Annotated in this window: 17 protein-coding genes and 2 pseudogenes; 14 read left to right on the top strand and 5 right to left on the bottom strand. The window is 54.4% G+C overall.

Going from position 1 to position 18,808, the window contains the following annotated elements; all coding sequences use genetic code 11:
* Window positions 1-729: 729 nt before the first annotated feature.
* The 7 genes from rpmG (at window position 730) to LKX83_RS11545 (ending at window position 7,020) form a co-directional block, all read left to right on the top strand.
* Window positions 730-936, top strand: coding sequence for a 50S ribosomal protein L33 (gene rpmG, locus LKX83_RS34315; RefSeq protein ID WP_370639064.1), 207 nt, complete (start codon window positions 730-732; stop codon window positions 934-936).
* Between the two features lie 105 nt (window positions 937-1,041).
* Window positions 1,042-2,700 (top strand): nickel ABC transporter substrate-binding protein, encoded by a 1,659-nt coding sequence (nikA, locus tag LKX83_RS11570; RefSeq protein WP_227882394.1) that lies wholly within the window; start codon window positions 1,042-1,044, stop codon window positions 2,698-2,700.
* Window positions 2,700-3,653 (top strand): ABC transporter permease, encoded by a 954-nt coding sequence (locus tag LKX83_RS11565; RefSeq protein WP_227882393.1) that lies wholly within the window; start codon window positions 2,700-2,702, stop codon window positions 3,651-3,653. Before nikA ends, LKX83_RS11565 begins: the two co-directional genes overlap by 1 nt.
* Window positions 3,643-4,578 carry an ABC transporter permease gene (locus tag LKX83_RS11560; RefSeq protein WP_227882392.1) on the top strand — a complete coding sequence of 312 codons (936 nt, stop codon included), beginning with the start codon at window positions 3,643-3,645 and terminating at the stop codon, window positions 4,576-4,578. The genes LKX83_RS11565 and LKX83_RS11560 overlap by 11 nt, the downstream gene beginning before the upstream one ends.
* Window positions 4,565-5,395, top strand: coding sequence for an ABC transporter ATP-binding protein (locus tag LKX83_RS11555; RefSeq protein ID WP_227882390.1), 831 nt, complete (start codon window positions 4,565-4,567; stop codon window positions 5,393-5,395). The genes LKX83_RS11560 and LKX83_RS11555 overlap by 14 nt, the downstream gene beginning before the upstream one ends.
* A 91-nt stretch (window positions 5,396-5,486) precedes the next feature.
* Complete coding sequence (locus LKX83_RS11550; RefSeq protein WP_370639063.1) at window positions 5,487-6,200, top strand: ABC transporter ATP-binding protein; 714 nt, start codon at window positions 5,487-5,489, stop codon at window positions 6,198-6,200.
* Window positions 6,201-6,228: 28 nt separating this feature from the next.
* The gene (locus LKX83_RS11545; RefSeq protein ID WP_227882404.1) at window positions 6,229-7,020 is read left to right on the top strand and encodes a class I SAM-dependent methyltransferase; all 792 of its coding nucleotides are present in this window, start codon (window positions 6,229-6,231) and stop codon (window positions 7,018-7,020) included.
* A 194-nt stretch (window positions 7,021-7,214) separates the two neighbouring features.
* Here LKX83_RS11545 and LKX83_RS11540 read toward each other — a convergent pair.
* Window positions 7,215-8,147 (bottom strand): annotated as a pseudogene (locus LKX83_RS11540) (CobW family GTP-binding protein); the annotation flags it as partial.
* 244 nt (window positions 8,148-8,391) lie between these two features.
* On the opposite strand from LKX83_RS11540, the gene LKX83_RS11535 reads away from it, so the two are divergent.
* The 5 genes from LKX83_RS11535 (at window position 8,392) to LKX83_RS11515 (ending at window position 13,455) form a co-directional block, all read left to right on the top strand.
* Complete coding sequence (locus LKX83_RS11535; protein ID WP_227882387.1) at window positions 8,392-8,754, top strand: (2Fe-2S) ferredoxin domain-containing protein; 363 nt, start codon at window positions 8,392-8,394, stop codon at window positions 8,752-8,754.
* A gap of 31 nt (window positions 8,755-8,785) precedes the next feature.
* Window positions 8,786-9,805, top strand: coding sequence for a CobW family GTP-binding protein (locus LKX83_RS11530; RefSeq protein ID WP_370639062.1), 1,020 nt, complete (start codon window positions 8,786-8,788; stop codon window positions 9,803-9,805).
* 101 nt (window positions 9,806-9,906) lie between these two features.
* Window positions 9,907-11,820 (top strand): serine hydrolase domain-containing protein, encoded by a 1,914-nt coding sequence (locus LKX83_RS11525; protein WP_227882385.1) that lies wholly within the window; start codon window positions 9,907-9,909, stop codon window positions 11,818-11,820.
* A 55-nt stretch (window positions 11,821-11,875) separates the two neighbouring features.
* Entirely contained in the window at window positions 11,876-12,178 is a 303-nt protein-coding gene (locus LKX83_RS11520) for an ArsR/SmtB family transcription factor (RefSeq protein WP_227882383.1), read from the top strand.
* 95 nt (window positions 12,179-12,273) lie between these two features.
* Window positions 12,274-13,455, top strand: coding sequence for an MFS transporter (locus tag LKX83_RS11515; protein WP_227882382.1), 1,182 nt, complete (start codon window positions 12,274-12,276; stop codon window positions 13,453-13,455).
* 141 nt (window positions 13,456-13,596) lie between these two features.
* Here LKX83_RS11515 and LKX83_RS11510 read toward each other — a convergent pair whose 3' ends face one another.
* The gene (locus LKX83_RS11510; RefSeq protein WP_227882379.1) at window positions 13,597-14,970 is read right to left on the bottom strand and encodes an ADP-ribosylglycohydrolase family protein; all 1,374 of its coding nucleotides are present in this window, start codon (window positions 14,968-14,970) and stop codon (window positions 13,597-13,599) included.
* Between the two features lie 135 nt (window positions 14,971-15,105).
* Window positions 15,106-15,969, bottom strand: a complete 864-nt coding sequence (locus LKX83_RS11505; protein WP_227882377.1) for a helix-turn-helix domain-containing protein — start codon at window positions 15,967-15,969, stop codon at window positions 15,106-15,108.
* 222 nt (window positions 15,970-16,191) lie between these two features.
* Between LKX83_RS11505 and LKX83_RS11500 the strand changes: the two genes are divergently transcribed.
* Together LKX83_RS11500 and LKX83_RS11495 are read left to right on the top strand one after the other, a co-directional pair.
* Window positions 16,192-16,977, top strand: a complete 786-nt coding sequence (locus LKX83_RS11500) for a DJ-1/PfpI family protein (RefSeq protein WP_227882375.1) — start codon at window positions 16,192-16,194, stop codon at window positions 16,975-16,977.
* A 99-nt stretch (window positions 16,978-17,076) separates the two neighbouring features.
* Window positions 17,077-17,592, top strand: coding sequence for a GNAT family N-acetyltransferase (locus LKX83_RS11495; protein ID WP_227882374.1), 516 nt, complete (start codon window positions 17,077-17,079; stop codon window positions 17,590-17,592).
* A 320-nt stretch (window positions 17,593-17,912) separates the two neighbouring features.
* Here LKX83_RS11495 and LKX83_RS11490 read toward each other — a convergent pair whose 3' ends face one another.
* Complete coding sequence (locus LKX83_RS11490) at window positions 17,913-18,329, bottom strand: VOC family protein (protein ID WP_227882373.1); 417 nt, start codon at window positions 18,327-18,329, stop codon at window positions 17,913-17,915.
* A gap of 103 nt (window positions 18,330-18,432) precedes the next feature.
* Window positions 18,433-18,801: pseudogene (locus LKX83_RS11485) on the bottom strand (Rossmann-fold NAD(P)-binding domain-containing protein); the annotation flags it as partial.
* Between the last annotated feature and the right edge of the window lie 7 nt (window positions 18,802-18,808).

The raw sequence follows: 18,808 nt of genomic DNA, 5'->3' as shown, positions 1-18,808 counted from the left end.
ATTACCAGCAGCGGGTTGCGTAAAAGTTGTGTCCACTTTCTTGACTTAGGTACACTGCCTGCGAAAAAACGGGAAATAGGCTCGCTGGCAACCGTTACAGTTTATAAACCCTATTTTTACTCAAATAGCGTCGCTCACAACCATTAGATTTTCCGCCCGCTTTTAAGGGGGCGCCCGTCACGCTCTCCCAAGGGAAAGCGGGGTCCGTCACGGTGCTAGACGAACGGCTGGAAAAACGACAAATTAACGCTGACCTACGAAGTGGCGGGAGCGCGCATCTTCGAGCAAGCGAATTCGATCTGGATCGAGGACAGCAAGGGGATGGCCTACTATCCGGACGGCACGCCGATTCGGATGCACGGCAGTAATCAGTATCAAATCACGTTTTCCAACGTGAGCAAGATCGACTCCATTTCAATCTGCACCCCGCAATTTAATGACGTTAATTACTTAGAGGAGCTTGCCCTCACCGTAAACTTGCAGCCATAGCCGGAAGGGATTCATTTTTCGTCTGCCCCAATTCGGACCCGCGATCATCGCGGGTCTTTTCTATAGGAATTCCCAAAGAGGCAGTTAAGTGATGTTGAATGGATTGACGTAGTGATCATTTGGTGATAGTCTTGTTTAAACGTAATTATTACAATTAAAGGAGTTCGAATTCGTTATGTCAAACGGTTATATCAGGAAAGGGAGCGACGGACCGGCCTTGTTTCCAGCCTTGACGCGTGCATGTTGACCGATAACGAAATACAGCTGGAATGGTGCTTTTTCCGGACGAACTGCCGAATGCGGCTGTGGAGCAGACGGAAGCCACACAAACCGTTCACTGAAAGGGGAGGTGATCTGCATGAGAAAAGAACGCATCCGCAGCGATTGGAACTTTGCAAATATGACCCGCGTCTGAAGCGGGAGACGCAGCACCGGGAGACCAGATAAAGGACAGCCCTTCATACGAATTGGGACCGGGCGAAGTCGATCCGGTCTCATTCATCCATTTTAATCGTAATAATTACATATAATACGTCGGGGGAATTTCCGATCATGAAGTTGAAAGCAAAATACGCCATTGCGATCTGTCTATTGCTAAGCCTCCTCGCGATCATCGCAACGGGGTGCAAGAGCGGCAACCCGAACGCAACGACAGCTTCGGGCGAACAAAACTCAACGCCGGCTCCTGTGTCCGAAGAGGGCGCCCTTCAAACCTTGAAGATTTCTTGGAACAAAGATATCGGAAACCTGAACCCGCACATGTATGTGCCCAACCAATTTTTCGCTCAGGCCATGGTATATGAAGGTCTGGTGAATTACGGGGAAGGCGGCAAAATTGAGCCTTCGCTTGCAGAGAGTTGGAACATTTCGGAGGACGGGAAACGGATTACGTTCCATTTGCGGCATGGCGTTACCTTCTCGGATGGAAGCCCGTTTACCGCCGCCAATGTGAAGAGGAACTTTGACGCCGTACTGATGAACAAGAAGGAGCACGGCTGGCTGGAATTGATCAACCAGATAGACGGAGCAGAGGCGAAGGATGATTACACGTTCGTTCTGCGATTAAAGCATCCATATTACCCGGCTCTTCAGGAATTGACGATCATTCGTCCGCTTCGCTTTCTGGGAGATGCCGGGTTCCCACAAGACAATAACACAGCGAAAGGCATCCTGAAGCCGATTGGAACCGGTCCGTGGGTGCTGTCGGCATATACGAAAGACCAGCAGGCTGTCTTTACGAGAAACGAGCGTTACTGGGGCGACAAGCCGAAGCTGCAGAAGGTGATCGTCAAAATCATTCCGGACAGCGAGTCGCGTGTGCTGGCGTTTCAGAAGGGCGATCTCGATATGATCTACGGCACCGGCCTGATCAGCCTGGACGAGTTCGCCGGCTTGAAAGCTTCCGGACGGTACAGCACCTCGGTTTCCAAACCGACCGCCACTCGCGTGCTTGTGATAAATACGGCCGGACCGATCACGAAAGACCTGAAGGTGCGCCAAGCATTAGAACAGGCGCTCGATAAGAAGGCGATCTCCGAGCATGTGTTTGGCGGGGTCGAACGGCCGGCCGAATCGCTCATTTCGGACAATTTCCCGAACAGCGGGTCCGGTCTTGCGCCTTATGCCTATAACATGAGCAAATCTTCGGAAGGGCTGGAACAGGCTGGATGGATGAAGAAAGCGGGAAGCGACTATCGAACGAAGGATGGCAAGGAGCTGACGCTCGAACTGAAATACATCAGCGCGGACAGCGTGCAGAAATCGCTGGCGGAGGTCGTACAGGGCGAGTTCAAGAAAGCCGGCGTTAACATCAAACTGATGGGACTGGAAGAACAGAGCTTCTGGGACGACGCGTTCGCCGGCAAGTTCGATCTTGTCATCGACGAAACGTGGGGGGCGCCATATGACCCGCATTCCTACGTATCGGCGATGCGCAGCGCGGATCATTCCAGCTCCAGCTACGCCGCCCAGCAAGGACTGCCGATGAAACAGCAGTTGGATCAACAGATCGGCCAAATCATGATCAGTACCGATGAACAGCAACGGGCCGCCCTGTATAAAAACGTCTTTGCTACGCTGCAAGAACAGGCGGTCTATATCCCGATTTCCTATGAGGCGAATATCGCGGTGCTTCAGAACAAGGTCAACGGTTTCGCCTTCCCTCCCACGCAGTATGAACTGCCGCTCGCCGGTCTTGAGGTCGCGCGGTAATGTTCGGATGGCTGATCCGCCGAGTCGCGGCTTCCGTCTTTACACTTGTCGCTGTGACGCTGGCAGGTTTCGGGATTGTCCGGCTGATGCCGGGGGATCCGGCCGAAGCTTATCTTCGGGCTTCTCACCATTCGGCTTCGCTGGAGGCGGCCGCGGCGCTGCGGACGGAGATGGGGCTCGATCAGCCGCTTGCCGGCCAATATTTGCGCTGGCTGTCCGCCGCGCTGCAAGGGGATTTCGGCACCTCTTTCACATCGAAACAGGCCATCGCGGAGGAGATCGCAAGCTATTTTCCAAATACGCTGCAGCTTGCGCTTTCTTCCTTTGTCACCGCTATGGTGCTGGGCCTGACGCTGGGAACGGTCTCGTTCCTTCATCAAGGAAGGACGCTGGACCGCGCGGGGAAGCTGTTCGCTTCCTTCGGCGCCGCCATACCCGGCTTTTTGTTGGGCTACGTTCTTCTGTACCTTTTCTCGTACAGGCTGAACTGGTTTCCGATGCTCGGCAAAGGGTCGGCTGCGCATGATGTGTTGCCTTCCTTGACGCTGTCCGCGATCTATATCGGAAGCCTCTCCCGATTGTTTCGGGCGAGCCTGCTAGAGCAGGCCGATCAGCCTTATGTGCGGTATGCAAGGATTCGAGGCGTATTCGGCGCGAGGTTGTTCGCCGGTCATTTGCTGAAGCCGGCAATCCTGCCGATGGTCACGGCTGCGGGACTTTGTTTGGGAAGCATGCTGAGCGGTTCGATCATTGTGGAAAATGTGTTCGCCTGGCCGGGCATTGGAAAATATTTCGTCGCGGCCGTCGCGAACCGGGATTATCCGGTCATCCAGATGTGCGTGCTGTTGTTCGCGGCCGTGTATGCAGGGATTGGTCTGATCGTGGATTTGCTGTATTGCGGGTTGAATCCGGTTATCCGGTGGGACGAAGGGGGGAAAAAGGATGAAGCTTAGGGCAGAAAGGCGCACGAGATACGATGCTTCATCCGACCTGTTCCGATGGATACGTCAGCGCAAGGCGTTGACGTTAAGCGGTGCGATCGTGCTCGTCTTCACGATCCTTGCGGCCATCGCCCCCCTGCTCGTCGCAGCCGGCAGCAACGACGTCGCCTTGACGGCCAAGCTGGAGGGGCCTTCGTGGCAGTACCCGCTTGGGACCGATCATCTGGGAAGATCGGTCATTTCCCGGCTTATGCTCGGAGCTTCCACTTCGTTATCGGCGGCCTACGCGGTGCTTGGAATGTCGCTGGCCATCGGCGTACTGGCGGGCTCGGTTGCCGGATGGATGATGGGATGGGCGGATACCGCGATCATGCGGCTGTGCGACCTGTTTCTGGCCGTGCCGAGTCTCGTGCTGGGCTTGGCGCTCATCGGCATTTTCGGCAGAAGTCCGATGGTGATTATCGGTTCGATGGTGATGGCGTTCTGGGCCCCATACGCCAAGCTGGTCAGAGGACTCGTCCTTCAATTGAAAGATAAAACGTATATGCAAGCGGCGAAGTTGTCCGGCACCCGGGGCAGCAAGCTGTTAACGCGTCACCTGCTGCCCAATTTCGGGCCCGAGCTGCTGGTGGCTGCCTCGCTTGATGTAGGAGCGGTCATTTTGTTTTTGTCGGGATTGTCTTTTCTCGGGCTCGGATTCGAATCGCCTGCGGTGGAGTGGGGAGCGATGGTAAACGACAGCCGTCCTTATTGGACGGGACATCCATCACTCATGGTTTACCCCAGCTTGATGATCATGGCAACCGTTATCGCTTTTAATCGATTGGGGGAGTCGCTGCGCGACGAACTGGACCCGAAATTCGATCCGATACGAAAAAGCGGTAGCGTGCGATCCGCGTTTCGTAAAGAAGGGGTGATTCGAGGTGAGCGGCTGTAATCCGGCTCTATCCGTGCACAACCTGTCGGTTGCTTTGGACTCCGGCATGCAAACCATGGAAGTCGTTCGCGGCGTCAATCTGGAAGTGAAGCCGGATTCGGTGCTCTGTCTCGTCGGGGAAAGCGGCAGCGGCAAAACGATGACGGCCATGGCTTGCATGGGACAGCTACCGGCCGGAGCGCGCGTCGCCGGGGGCTGCGTCAAGCTCGGAACCGCGCAAATCGTTCCGGGTTGCGAGCGGATCATGCGGGGAATTCGCGGCGGGACCGTCTCGATGATTATGCAAAATCCGATGGCCTGCTTTCATCCCATGCGGACGATCGGCGCGCATTTTGCAGAGACGCTAAGGATCCACCAAGGATTGTCGCGCAAGGAGGCACGCCAGGTCGCCGAAGAGAGGATGAGACGGGTCGCCTTGTCCGATCCTGCGGGGATGCTCGACCGTTATCCGTTCCAGTTTAGCGGAGGACAACTGCAGCGGATCATGATCGCGCTGGCGATGTCGACTTCCCCGCAGGTGCTGATCGCAGACGAACCGACAACGGCGCTGGATGCGAGCAACCAGAAGCGCGTTCTGCAGCTCTTGCATGATGTTCGAAAAGAGTCCGGGGCCGGGCTGCTTCTCATCACGCATGATTTAGGCGTTGTAGCGGAAGTTGCGGACTTCGTGGCGGTCATGTACGGGGGAGAAATCGTGGAGACGGCGCCGGTAAAGAAGTTTTTTCATCATCCTCAGCACGAATACACGCGCAGGCTGCTCGAATCAAGAATTCAACTGAAACGCTCGGCGCGGCAGATGGCGGCACGGGGGACGTGAGCGCAAGTTGGATCGTTTGCTTATGGTCGAGAATGTCTCGAAAAGTTACGCAGGCAGGCGGCCGTTTCGAGGAAAGGCGGTCCCCGTTCGAGTGCTCCGGTCTGTCTCGTTGTCTATGAAGGAGGGCGAGTGCCTTGCCATTGTCGGGGAGAGCGGGTCGGGCAAGAGCACGCTGGCGAAGCTCATTCTCGGACTGGAAGCGCCGGATGAAGGCCGTATTCGGTTCATGGGTATCGATATGCACACCGCTTCCCGGCGGCAGATTCACGCCATTCGCAGGCAGCTGCAAGGCGTGTTTCAGAACAGCGGCGACGCGCTTAATCCGCGGATGACAGCCGGCAAGATCGTGACGGAACCGCTGCGCAATTACGAGCGGTTGGACTCGGCCGAAATGCGTCAGCGGCAACATGATCTTTTGTGCAGTGTAGGGTTATCCCCGAAAGGTAGCGGCAAATATCCCCATCAATTCAGCGGAGGCCAACAGCAGCGCCTCAATATCGCAAGAGCGCTGGCGCTCTCCCCGAAGCTGATCGTCCTGGACGAGGTCGTCAGCAGCCAAGATCCGGCGATTCAACTTCGCCTGCTGGAGCTTCTGCACGATCTGAAGATCCGGCTCGGCCTTTCTTACTTATTTATTACACACGACATCCGGGCAGCCGTGTTCCTGGCGGATCGGCTGATCGTCATGGACCGCGGCTGCGTCGTGGAGCATACGGACATACCGCGCGAGCTTGAGGGATTGCGTCATCCTGCCTCCCGCAAGCTGCTGGATGCGTTGCTCCCGGATGGTATCGGGGACGGATAGCGAGGAGGAACATCAGATGGAACAGATCGTGTTCGAATGGTACGAAGAAAGCTTTGGCGAGGACTATTTGCTCGTCTATCGACACCGGAACAGGCAAGAGGCTGCAGGCGAAGTCCATAAAATGACGGAGTGGTTGCAGCTTCCGGGCCAAAGCCATATCCTCGACCTTTGCTGCGGCATGGGAAGACACGCCTTGACGCTTGCGGATGCAGGCTACCGCGTCACGGGCGTGGATCTGTCTTCCGTGTTGCTGCGGGAAGCGAGAGCAGCCGATTCTGACAAACGCGTCCGGTGGGTCGAAAGCGATATGCGCGCTTTGCCGGACGATAAATCGTTTACGGAACATTTTGACGCTGTCGTGAATTTGTTTACCTCCTTCGGCTATTTTGAGGAGGACACCGAGCAGTTGAAAGTATTGCGGCAAATAAGAAAGGCGCTGAAGCCAGGAGGGCGGTTCGTCATCGATGTTTTGAATGCCAGGTACACGGCGTACCATCTAGTGCCGTATTCGGAACGGGAAGAGCAAGGAGCGGTCATTTCGGAAACTCGTCATATCGAGAGCGGATTTGTTGTGAAGGAGATCGTCGTTCGAGAACCGAATCGGCCGGCGCGGCGTTATACCGAACGCGTCAAGCTTTATTCGCTCGAAACGATGGCCGCTCTGCTGAATGAGGCGGGTCTTGCCGTGGACAATGTGTATGGAAGCTATGACGGGGACGATTATGACGCTCGCCAGTCAAGGCGAATGATTCTGGTAGGTAATCGGGATAAAGGTGCGCTTGGTTTTGCACTTTCGGAACGAAGGAGCATGGTGTTGTAATGGAGTCATCGATTCGAAAATTACGGCCTTAGCGATCAGCGTCAGTATCAACCTGCCATATCAAAGACCTCGTATCCGGAACGTTCGTTCGGAATGCGAGGTCTTTTTCCGTTTGCAGATATGATTTAGCTGGCTACGCAACCGGCAAACTGTTCGCGGAACCAGTCCTCATCCAAATTACGGCCGACGACGACAAATTCGCTGGTCGGCACATCATCTTGCTTCCAGTCCCGGTCCGGATACGAGCTGAACAGCATGTGAATACCTTGGAAAACGACGCGCTTCTTCATGCCCTTGATATTCAGAACGCCTTTGTAGCGGAAGGTATCCACCCCATGATCCATCAGCCATTCGTTGATGAAACGTTCCACTTTGTTCAGGTCGAGCGGACGCGTTTCGCGGAGAAAGACCGAGGTGACTTCATCGTCATGTTCATGGTCATCATCTTCGAGAAACCCCGGTTCGATCTCCAGCTTTTTCTCCAGATCGAAAGCGCCGATTCCAAGAATTTGATTGATGTCGATTCGGGACTGCTGGGTGTGGTAAAGCTTGGCGGCCGGATTCATCGCGCGCAGGCGCAGCTCCAGCTTCTGAAGCTCGTCTCCGGAAGCAAGATCCGTTTTATTGAGCAGAAGAACATCCGCGAAGGCGACTTGTTCCTGCGCTTCATGGCCATCGTCCAGATGTTGCCCGGCATGCTTCGCGTCCACGACCGTGACGATGGCATCAAGCTTATAGAATGCAGCTATTTCTGGATCGACAAAGAACGTTTGGGCAACCGGAGCCGGATCAGCGAGGCCGGTCGTTTCGATGAGCACGCGGTCAAAATCGGCTTTGCGGCGGCTGCCTTTGCCGAGTTTCGCCTCCATGAGTTGTCCGAGAATACGAATCAAGTCGCCTCGCACCGTACAACAAATACAACCGTTGTTCATCTCGAAGACTTCTTCGTCCGCTCCGACGACAAGCTGATTGTCGATGCCGACTTCCCCGAACTCATTGACGATGACCGCTATTTTTTCGCCATGATCGGCTGTAAGTACATGGTTCAGCAAAGTCGTTTTCCCAGCACCAAGAAAGCCTGTCAGCACCGAGACGGGAATACGGGTGTCGGCCTGTAAGTTTGGCATACATGAACACTCCTTCTTTTTTAAATAGTAATATTTACAATTATATCAAGTATAGATCTCGGAAATTCCTTTGTCAAACGGCACTTTCGAAACCTCTGTTCTGATGGCAACCAAATGGATTGGGGATTACATACAACAATATGGATTGAACGCAGTATGGTTTATGATATATAATCGTAATTATTACATATAAGAGCTAACGAGTTCAATCGCCTCTTTAGTTCCCATGGAAAGGAGACATGCTATGACGACGTGGAATTTGCAGGAGACCCGCTGTCATCTGCTCATTTGCAATGGCGGCAGCTGCATGATGCGGCAAGCCGATGAAGTGACGCAAGCGATCCGGGAGGAAATTGCGACACTTGGGGCAGATAAGGAGATTCATACGACACGTACCCGCTGCAATGGCCGATGCGTGGACGCCTGTGTCGTGATCGCCTATCCGGATGGGATTTGGTACAAAGACATCACCCCTGAGCTTGGAAGGGCGGTCGTTCGCAAACACCTTTCAGGAGATCGGCTGGAAGAACACATGGTTTATTCGTTTGATCGCCAATTCATCGCTTCCGGTCTTTCGGTGGCAGGAACAGATAAAGCGCCGCGCTAATGCCTTAACTGTTATCGAAGCGAGGTTTTGAATGTTGATGAAAAAGGTTCCGATTGTGATTCTGTCCGGGTTTCTGGGAAGCGGGAAAACAACGCTGCTCGCCCAAATGCTGGATTACTATACGACAAAAGGAGTGCGCCCTGCTGTCATCATGAATGAGGTTGGCGATGTCAATTTGGACGGTCAGCTTGTGAACGAGACGATCCCGATGCGAGAAATGTTGAGCGGCTGCATCTGCTGCACGATTCGCGGCGATTTGGGCATGGAGATTGGGCAGCTTATTAACGAATCGTCACCCGATCTGATCATCATTGAAGCAACTGGCGTCGCGAACCCGATGGACATTTTCGACGCGGTAACGGAGGCGGCCCTGCATGTTCATATCGATATTCATGCGATGATTACGGTGGTGGACGCGGGACAATTTCTTCAGCGGCATCGAAGAGGGAAAAGCAAGACGTATCGTTTACTGGAAGATCAAATCCGGTGCTCATCGCTGCTCCTGCTGAATAAATCGGATCTCATGAACACTTCGGAGCTGAACGAGACGAAAAGGATCCTGGAAACGGTGAATTCAAAGGCTTCGATTCATACTACCGTTCATTGTGAAATAGACGATGCGCTGTTCAATAGGATGCTTCAAGAGCAAGAGCGAATTTCTTTCGAGGATGCTAATCAAGACGAACAGGGTCAGCATTCCGCATGCAATCATCATCACCATGAAGATGAGCATAGCCATGACCGCAATCATCCTAAACATCATCATTCTTACGACCATGTTATGGTTTATACGCACTACTTTCAGCAACCGATGGATAGCAGCCGATTCGAACAGATCATAAGCGAACTGCCAGATGGCGTATATCGGGCAAAAGGCATTTTTACGGCAGCGGAGACTGGTGAGCGGATGATGTTCCAATTCGCCTACCGGCAGTTGGAGATTCTTCGGATTCAGCCGCAGGGCCGCGTTCAGGATGTTGCCGTTTTTATGGGTGAACAATTTCCAAAGCATGAACTAAAGAGAAAGCTGGAACAAAGCGTGCTGATTTGACGATTGCGGATTCCATTCACAATAGCTTTGTCCGCAACCGATAAAAGGTCATATGGCCCGCTCGAAGAACGGGAACCGAATGCAGCCTAAAGGGGAATATCATGCTCAAAAAAGCAATTGTCATTTTGTTCGTCGCAATCTTTTGTTTGCCGATGCCCGCGCCTCTTTTTGCCGAGAGCGCGATCTCCGATGGGACAAAGGAACGTACGCCTTCGGGCGTTCCCCTTGCGGAATTGGAATCGTTTGTGGATGGTTATATGAACGACTTTATCGGAACCAAAACGGTAGGCGCGTCGGTCATGATTGTCCAAGATCAAAAGGTCGTTTTATCGAAAGGTTACGGCTATGCCGACTTGGAGAACAAGGTGCCTGCGGACCCGCAGTCCACCGTATTCGAGTGGGGGTCCATCAGCAAGCTTACGGTCTGGACGGCCGTTATGCAATTGGCGGAGCAGGGGAAAATCGATCTGAACGCCGATATTCAAACGTATTTGCCGGCACGCTTCCTAACGAAGCTGAAATATGACGAACCGATTACGATGTTGAATTTGATGAACCATAATGCGGGCTTTGAAGAATATATGTTCGATATGTCCTACGAATCCCCTCGAAAAATCCGCTCCCTGGAAGAGGGGTTGAAGCTTGCCGAACCCGCGCAGGTATACAAGCCGGGAGAGGTCGTAGCCTACTCGAATTACTCTACGTCGCTTGCCGCCTATATCGTGGAGCGATTGGCTGGACAAAGTTTCGATTCCTATGCCTCGGAACACATTTTCGCCAAGCTAGGCATGAGTGAAACCACGGCTCAATCCTCCCTCGCGGACCGTCCGGACCTGATCGCGAGAAAGGCGAAAGGGTACGTATACGCGGGGGAATCGTCCTTTAGCCCATCCTCATGGAACTACATGTCGATGTATCCGAGCGGAGGAATCAATGGCACCGCGGCAGACTTAGCCAAGTTTGCCTTGGCCTTCCTGGCGGCTCCGGGTCAGCCGTCTCTCTTGTTCAATCGGCCGGACACGCTGAACGAAATGCTCGCGACAAGCTATTCGGCGAATGCCGACATGCCTGGCGTCGCGCATGGGTTTTGGGAATTTGCCGGGGAACAGAAAGGCATCGGACATGGCGGAAATACAATCGCTTTTTCCAGCAACGTGTTGATCGTTCCGGAAGATCGGTTTGCCGTCGTTATCATGACCAATCAAGCGTCGGAAACCGATATCGTGTATGGCCTTCGGACCGCTCTGGCAGGAAAACGAAAGATTGCAGCCGGCGAGGGTGACATGCCCAGCGCGAAGGAGCTCGAGGGAAGCTACGTCGCGGCTCGGCGTCCCCATTACGGGTTTATGAGCGTGTATCCTTATCTGATGTTGTGCAAGATCCTGCCCGTATCGGACAATCAAATCCGGGTTTCGCTGGCCGGCATGACAGCGGATTACGTGCAGACGAAGCCCTACCTGTACGAGAAAGCGAACGGCAATGCTGCGCTCGATTCCTTTCCCGTCCTGTATTTCCGAATGGAGCAGGGCAAGGTCGCTCAAATATCGGCCGCATATGGAGATTACTTGCCATTGCCTGCGGGGAAATCGATGCCCATTCTGATCAGCAGCGCCATGCTGGCGGCCTTTGCCATGTTGTATTTGCTTCTTGTACCGTTGGTCTTGCCGATTCGGGCATACCTGCTGGCGAAAAGGCAGAGAACGGCCGCTAATCGACAGCCTCGCCTGAACAAGGCCGTTTTCTGGATGACCTTGTCAGGTGCGGCTATGGTCGTGAACAATTTGGTTTTGGCTCTTCGGATGCTAAGCAACAATGAGCGTGCTTATTCAGAGATTTATGTTCATATTCTCCTGAACGATATACTGACCGGACTGGCTGTCGCCATAATTGGTTTTGCGCTCATCTTGTGGAAGAAAATCGGATTTTCGCCTAGACAAGCGCTATGTACCATCTTAAGCATCGCCGTCATGATCATTTGGATTTCGCTGCTGATCATTTGGCAGTTTTATCGCTAGCCGCACTTGCCGTCAACCATTTGACATATCGCGAATGATCGATATAATAAGAGATATGGAACCCATTGAAGTGTTCAAGGCATTGTCGAACGAGGCGAGGCTCCAGATCTTGCAGTGGTTAAAGGAACCGGAAAAACATTTTGTGCCCCACGAAGGGATTGATATGAGAAAAATCGGGGTTTGCGTAAGTCAAGTCACAGAGAAGCTGAATATGACGCAATCGACGGCTTCCCAGTATTTGTCCATCCTTCAACGGTCCGGTCTGATCCAAACCGAAAGGATCGGAAAATTTACGTATTTTAAAAGAGACGAAGAGAAAATACGCGAAATGGCCGCTTTTTTCGATCGTGAACTTTAACGGAAACCGAATACCTCAAACGTATTCGGCTTTTATTTTCCATTTAATATCGACATATCGCGATATGTAATAATAATGAAAGGGTTGTGATTTCATTGTCGGCAACGTGGAAGATTTACTTTTTGGCTCTGGTCAGTTTTTTGGTCGGCACATCGGAATACGTCATTTCCGGCATTCTGGATCAGCTTTCGAAGACGCTCGATATTTCCGTGACGATGGCCGGTCAGCTCGTGACGATCTTTTCATTCGTATATGCCATCTGCACGCCGGTACTCATGGCGTTGACGGCCAAGATGGAGAGAAAGAAGCTGCTGGTTGCCGCGCTGGGCCTGTTTATGCTGGGGAACGTATTGTCCTTTGTCTTGCCCGGGTTTCCGCTGTTTGTGGCCGCTCGCGTCATCATGGCTTTAGGCGCGGGGATGGTGGTCGTCACCGCCTTGGATTATGCCGCCAAAATCGCCGTGCCGGGCAAACAGGCAAGCGCCATCGCAACGGTCGTGATGGGATTCACAGCTTCCCTCATTATCGGCGTTCCTCTTGGACGCATCGCGGCAGCCGAGTTCGGATGGAGATCGGTGTTCGAATTTCTGGCGCTGGCGGGATTGCTGGCCATGTTCGTCCTCTATTCGGCGTTGCCTCGCGTCAATCGAGACGAACCCGTTCCGTTATCCAAGCAGCTTGCCTTTTTGAGAAACGGCAAAGTGGCGATCGGGCTTGCCATTACGTTTTTCTGGTTGGGCGGTTATTCCATTGCCTACACTTATATTTCGCCCTATCTTCTCGATGTCGCCGGCATGAAGGAGGAGATGATAAGCGCCGCCTTATTGGCGTTCGGCATCGCCAGCCTAATCGGATCCAAATGGGGCGGGTATAGTACGGATAAATGGGGCGTGTTCCGAACATTGACAGGGGGAATGTTGCTGCATGTTGCCGCTTTAATCCTCTTGTCCATTGCCGTTTCTTTCACTCATTCGTGGCTGCCCGTCGTTGGGCTGCTGGTGTTATGGTCGTTTGCGGCTTGGTCTTCCGGCCCTACCCAACAATATAATATGGTTCGGATCGAACCGAACTATTCGGGAATCATGCTCAGCCTCAACCAATCCATGATGCAATTGTCCATGGCGGCCGGGGCGGGGATCGGCGGAGTCGTCATCGATCAAGCGTCGATCTCGTCGATTACGTGGGTCGGCATGAGCGGCGTTCTCCTGGCGATGTTGGCCGTGTTTGTTCTGAGGATGCGGATGACCGCGGAAAAGCAAAGGATGCCATCCCTGTAATCAGGCGCGGAAACGTCACGACCATCGTAGGATCCGTCATCGACGGCATGCGACGGTTATGAAGCGCTCGACGATTTACGGATGAAGTCGAAGACCGCCAAGCTGCCGTTATCCGGCCGACGCTTGGCGGTCTTTTTCGAACTATTCGCGATTCAGATAGGGGTTGCGCTCGATGATCGCCACCGTGCGTTCGGCAAGCTCGGAAATCCGCACGAGACCGAAGCCGTCCACACCGGATTTGATGAGATCGTTTAGCGGGGCGGTCCACTTTTCCGGCAGCGCCTTCGCGCCCCGGATCATGCCGACGATCGAGCCGGCGGTCGCGCCGTTGCAGTCCGTATCGAAGGCCGCGGCCACGGCGATGCCGATCGTGCGTTCGAGGTCGGTCTCGCCGAAGAGCAGTGCCAGCGCCACGATCATCGCGTTGGAGATCGTATGGCACCAATGATGGCTGCTGTATTCGTCGTACCGCTCGTGTATGCGAGCGATGCCTTCCTCCCAGGAGATGCCTTCTCGGCGCCAGCCGACGACATCCCTGATCGCCTCGGCCAACCGGCTGCGCGCGGGAATTTCGTTCAGCCCGTCCTGAATGATCCGCTCGATGTCCGAATGGACGGCGGCGGAAGCCAGCATGGCCGCGACCCACATCTCGCCGTAGATGCCGTTCTTGACGTGGGAGATCGAAGCGTCGCGCCAGGCCATCTCGGCAGCTTTCTCCGGATGGCCGGGATTCGCGTAGCCGAACAGGTCCGCGCGGATCTGCGCCCCGATCCATTCCCGGTATACATTCCGGAACGATGCGGAACGCGGCGGCTCGACGAGTTGGACGAGATTCCGGTACGCCACCCGTTCCGCCGTGCAGACATGCAGAATCGGCAAATTCATCAACCAAGACTCCGCTACGTCTTCCGGAGAAAAATCGAAGCCGTACTTTTCGAGTATCGCAAGCCCGATGATCGTATAGTTCGTGTCGTCGTCCTCGACCATATGACTGACATTGTTGATCCAATTGAGGTGCGGGCTGCCATACACTTGTCCGTCATTCGTGATCTCGTAGCGATCGATGATCGCTTGGGGCTGGTCGGAAGACAAGTAGCGCTCGATCGGGTAATTGTTCGAATCCCGCAGGAAGCCGGTCAGCCGCTCCCGTTTCCAGCCTTCGACGGGTTGTCCGAGCAGACAGCCGGCGCAGCGTCCGAGCCATGCGCCGTACATGCTGTCGTAAACGGCCGCGCGACCGGTTGCATAGGGGAGAGGCGCGGTCCTGTCGGCAGGCCGTGCCAGCCGGATGCCGTCCAGATCGGACGGCTCGTCGTACGCGTAGCCGTCCCGAACCGGCAGCCGCTCCGTGTCGTCCAGCAGCTCCGCCGCCAGCCGTTCCCGCTCGTCCAAGGCGGCGATGTCGGCGATCCGCCGCTCCAAGCCCTCCACGTTTTTCCCTTCGTCACCCGCTTGCAGAAGCTCGATGTACAGGTCCGGCGTATACCGGAACCATGCATGATTGGCGATCTTCATGCCGGCTTGGCACTCCTTTTCTTCGATGGGCGTCGTTTCTCCGTCCGGTTAGCCAGGCGAGGAACCGCATCCCCATCTTAACCGGACGCCATCGGCCCGTCTTGCCATTATCCGCTCGCCGATTGCCAAAATCGGCTATTCCGAGTGGGCGATTCCGAGAATGCCGGTCATCTCCCGGTACGCTTGCGGCGTATGACCGACAATCCGGCGAAATGCGCGGTAGAACGGCGTGACGCTTTGAAAGCCGCTCTGCAGGCATACCTCGATGACGGAGAGCCGCGTTTGGGCGAGCAGCCGTTTCGCTTCGTTGATTCTGAGCTGAAGCAAATGCTCCTTGAAGCCTTCTCCGACGGATTCCGCGAACACGTGCGCCGCCCGGGAAGGGCTGAGACGCATGATCGAGGCGATGTCCGCCACCTGCAGATCTTCTCTGAAATGCCGCTTCATGTAAGCAAGCGCGGGCTGAATCCGCTCGTAGCGCGCGTAAGCCCCCGTCAGATCGGCCGTTGGCAAGGCGTCGCCATAGTGACGAAAAAGCAGTACGCAAATCTCGACCAAAAGGCTGCGCATCATCGTCAAGTAGCCCGGTTTCCGTTCGTTCTGCTCTTCAAGCAGCGCGATGACGAGCTTGCCAATCCGGGACGCCGCCGTATCCGAAGCCGGAATCCGGTTCGTAAAACGGGGCGGATGATACAGAAACGGAAGCAGCAGGTCCCGGTTTTCTTTCAGCAGCATGGCCGGATCGAAGAACACAAAGGCATACCGGCTGGGATCATGCTCGTCCGACTGCGCGATATGGCGCTCGAGATTGTTGACGACGAATATGTCTCCCGGACCGACCTCGAAGGTTTTGTCCCCGAAATGAAACAGCCCCTTGCCCGACAAACAGCAGCCGATCTCCAGTTCCGCATGCCAATGGAAAGGCTCGGGATAGGGCTGGGGCGTCCATTCTTCCACGGTCAGTCCAGGTTCCGGATCGATGTCGTTCCACGTTCTCATGGCCGCACCGCCTTTCCGCGCACGCGAAGGTTCCCTCTATTATACCTTCTGCGCCGGATTTTGTTTTGTGACAAGTTGTTGCTCCGATTGTGATGCTTTTACAGCGAGATTCGAGATTTTCCTTTGATAAGATCGAAGGCGAATACGGACCGCGGAAGCGAGAAGGGAGGCACAGGCAGGCTTGCGTTCTCATCACAACAAGGGAAAGGAAATGAGATCCAAATGAATCGACTTCTCAAATTGTTCATGTCGCTCGCACTCATACTTACGCTAGTCGTCCCTACGGTAAGCGCGAAAACGAAAGAAGCCGACCCGAAGCAAAAGACGCCTGAAAGCCAACCGACGCACGTGCAAATCGTATTGTTTGACGGCTTCGATCTGCTGGACGCGTTGGCGCCGTACGAAGTATTCGCGGCCGCAGGCATGTATTCGGGAGGCGCCTTGACGGTGGAATTGGTATCCGCGGAAGGCAAGCGCTCCGTCCCGAGCGGTTTGAACGGGCCCGCGCTCGATGCGCAAGCCGTCTTGGACCCGAATCGACCGGGAATCATCGTCGTGCCCGGAGCTTCGGGCAAGCCGGGTGGCGATTCGGCGGACGCCATTCCGAATATTTTGGCGCGAACCATGAAGACGGGCTTGCCGGACATGATCCAAAAAGCCATGAGCAACGAGAAAGTCACGGTGGCCACCGTTTGCGGCGGTTCCTTGCTGCTGGGGATGAAGGGGCTGCTGAAAGATCGGTATGCCGTTACCAATCAGATCGGCATGGACGCGCTCAAAGCGATGGGCGCCAAAACGGTCCCTGCCAGAGTCGTCGAAGATCAACCTCGTTTGGTGACCGGGGGCGGCGTTACCTCGGGGCTGGACGTTTCCTTGTATTTGGTGGAGCGGGAATTGGGGGCGCCGATCGCGAACGCGGTCGAAAACCTGTTCGAGTACGAGAAAAGAGGTACGGTATGGCGCGCGGAAGGCATGGCGCCGATCGACTTTAACGCCAAGAAAAAGTGATGCCCCGAACCCCTAGCGACTTGACGCTAGGGGTTTTATTCGGCTCCACTGATCTGGTAGGATCGAATACAGGATATACGGAGTCGGAAGGAGACGAAGATGCAGATCAACCTAAGGACCATTCAAGCCGAAGATAACCGCGGCATGGAAGCGATCATTCGGCAAATCTTGATCGAGTTCGGGGGCGATCGCCCGGGATTGGCATGGGAGGACGCAAGCTTAAGCCGTCTATCCGATTTTTATAGCGTGCCGGGCAGGGCCTATTGGGTGGCTTTCGACGAAAGTGGCAAACTGCATGGCGGATGCGGGATCGCGGAATTCGGTTCCCCTGTGGAGAAGATTTGCGAGCTGCAAAAGATGTATCTGCTTCCGGAAGCAAGGGGGCGGGGTATCGCGGCCGAGCTGCTGCGGACGGCGCTTCGGTTTGCGCAACGGCGTTATCAAGCTTGCTACCTCGAAACCTTGCAAACGATGCAAGCGGCGAACCGATTCTATGCGAAAAACGGCTTTCGGCGGTTGGAAGCGCCGCTGGGCGGCTCCGAACATTATGCATGCGACGCGTGGTATATCCGAGAATTCGACGAACCGCGAACCCGTCTTCGAGAAGGAGAATAATCACCAGCGCAACCTAAACGCGGTCTCGGTCGACTATTTTGAGATTTTGTGAAAAGATGGAAAGACGCAAAAAACGATTTCGGAAACGGTATGATGGCATCCTCACGAGACGACTTACTTCCAGTTTTCCGGCAACGCGGAAGTCGAAGTGCCGAGCGGCCGCCATTACGACGTATCGGGAGACAACAGGGATGGCATTATTGTCACCGTATATCCGTAAGCCTGATCACCGTCTGGAAGAAAAACGGCGACAGCCATGAACTTCTCGTCCATGGCTGTCGCCGTTCTCGGAATCAAATCAATAGCTTTGGCGTTCAAGCTTACGCCTGCGGCATTGCGCTCATATCCATATAGGCAATTTCCCACAAATGCCCGTTCAGATCCTCGAAGCTTCTGACGTACATGAAGCCATGGTCGGCCGGTTCTTTGGACGTCTTGCCTCCCGCAGCCAACGCCTTGTCGGCGAGTTCGTCCACATGCGCTCTGCTGTCGGCCGAGAGCGCGATAATGCCGCTTGCGGCGCTGGCGACATCGGCTACCGGCTTGTTAATGAACGTCTGGAAATACGACTCCGTGTGCAGTTGAACAAACGTATTGTCGTTGATCACCATGCAGGCCGATTTCTCGTCGGAGAATTGGGGATTGAATTCGAAGCCGATGCTGTCAAAGAATTGCTTCGTGCGGTTCAAATCTTTTACCGGCAAGTTGAAAAACGTATGCGTCGATTGGTAAGCCATGAATGAGGTCACCTCGTCCTTTAGTTTGCGTACAGGCGCGCGTCCTGCTGCTTGATTTAATATACCTCATACGGAATATACGTGTCAATGCATATTTGCGAACCAGCATCATCAACAATTTGATCAAGGGGGGAAGACCGCTTCGTTTTCCTTTTCGAAGCGTATTGTTGCCGCCCGGATCCACACTTCGGATCCGAATGCCTTCTTCGGCAAGCTGCGGCGCGATGGCCTGCGTCCAAAGCGAAAGCGCCAGCTTCGAGGCCGCGAAAGGGCCAAGCAGCTTGCGGAACGTTTGGGGCCGCTTCAGCGTTTCAATACTCAACGTTTTCGTGAATTTGAGAGCCGAAGACGAGGTGTTGATCACCGTTTTGAAGCGGCCGCTTTTTAAAAGATCCTTGATTTCCATGAGTACGAAATACGGAACGACCGTCATCAGTTCATAATGCATCTCGCGTCCTTGCTTCGAACGCGAAAATGTC

Source organism: Cohnella baijiui (assembly GCF_020731285.1).
Classification (GTDB): Bacteria; Bacillota; Bacilli; order Paenibacillales; family Paenibacillaceae; genus Cohnella.
Note: the sequence above shows the minus strand (reverse complement) of the source record. Positions and strands in the feature narration are given on the sequence as shown.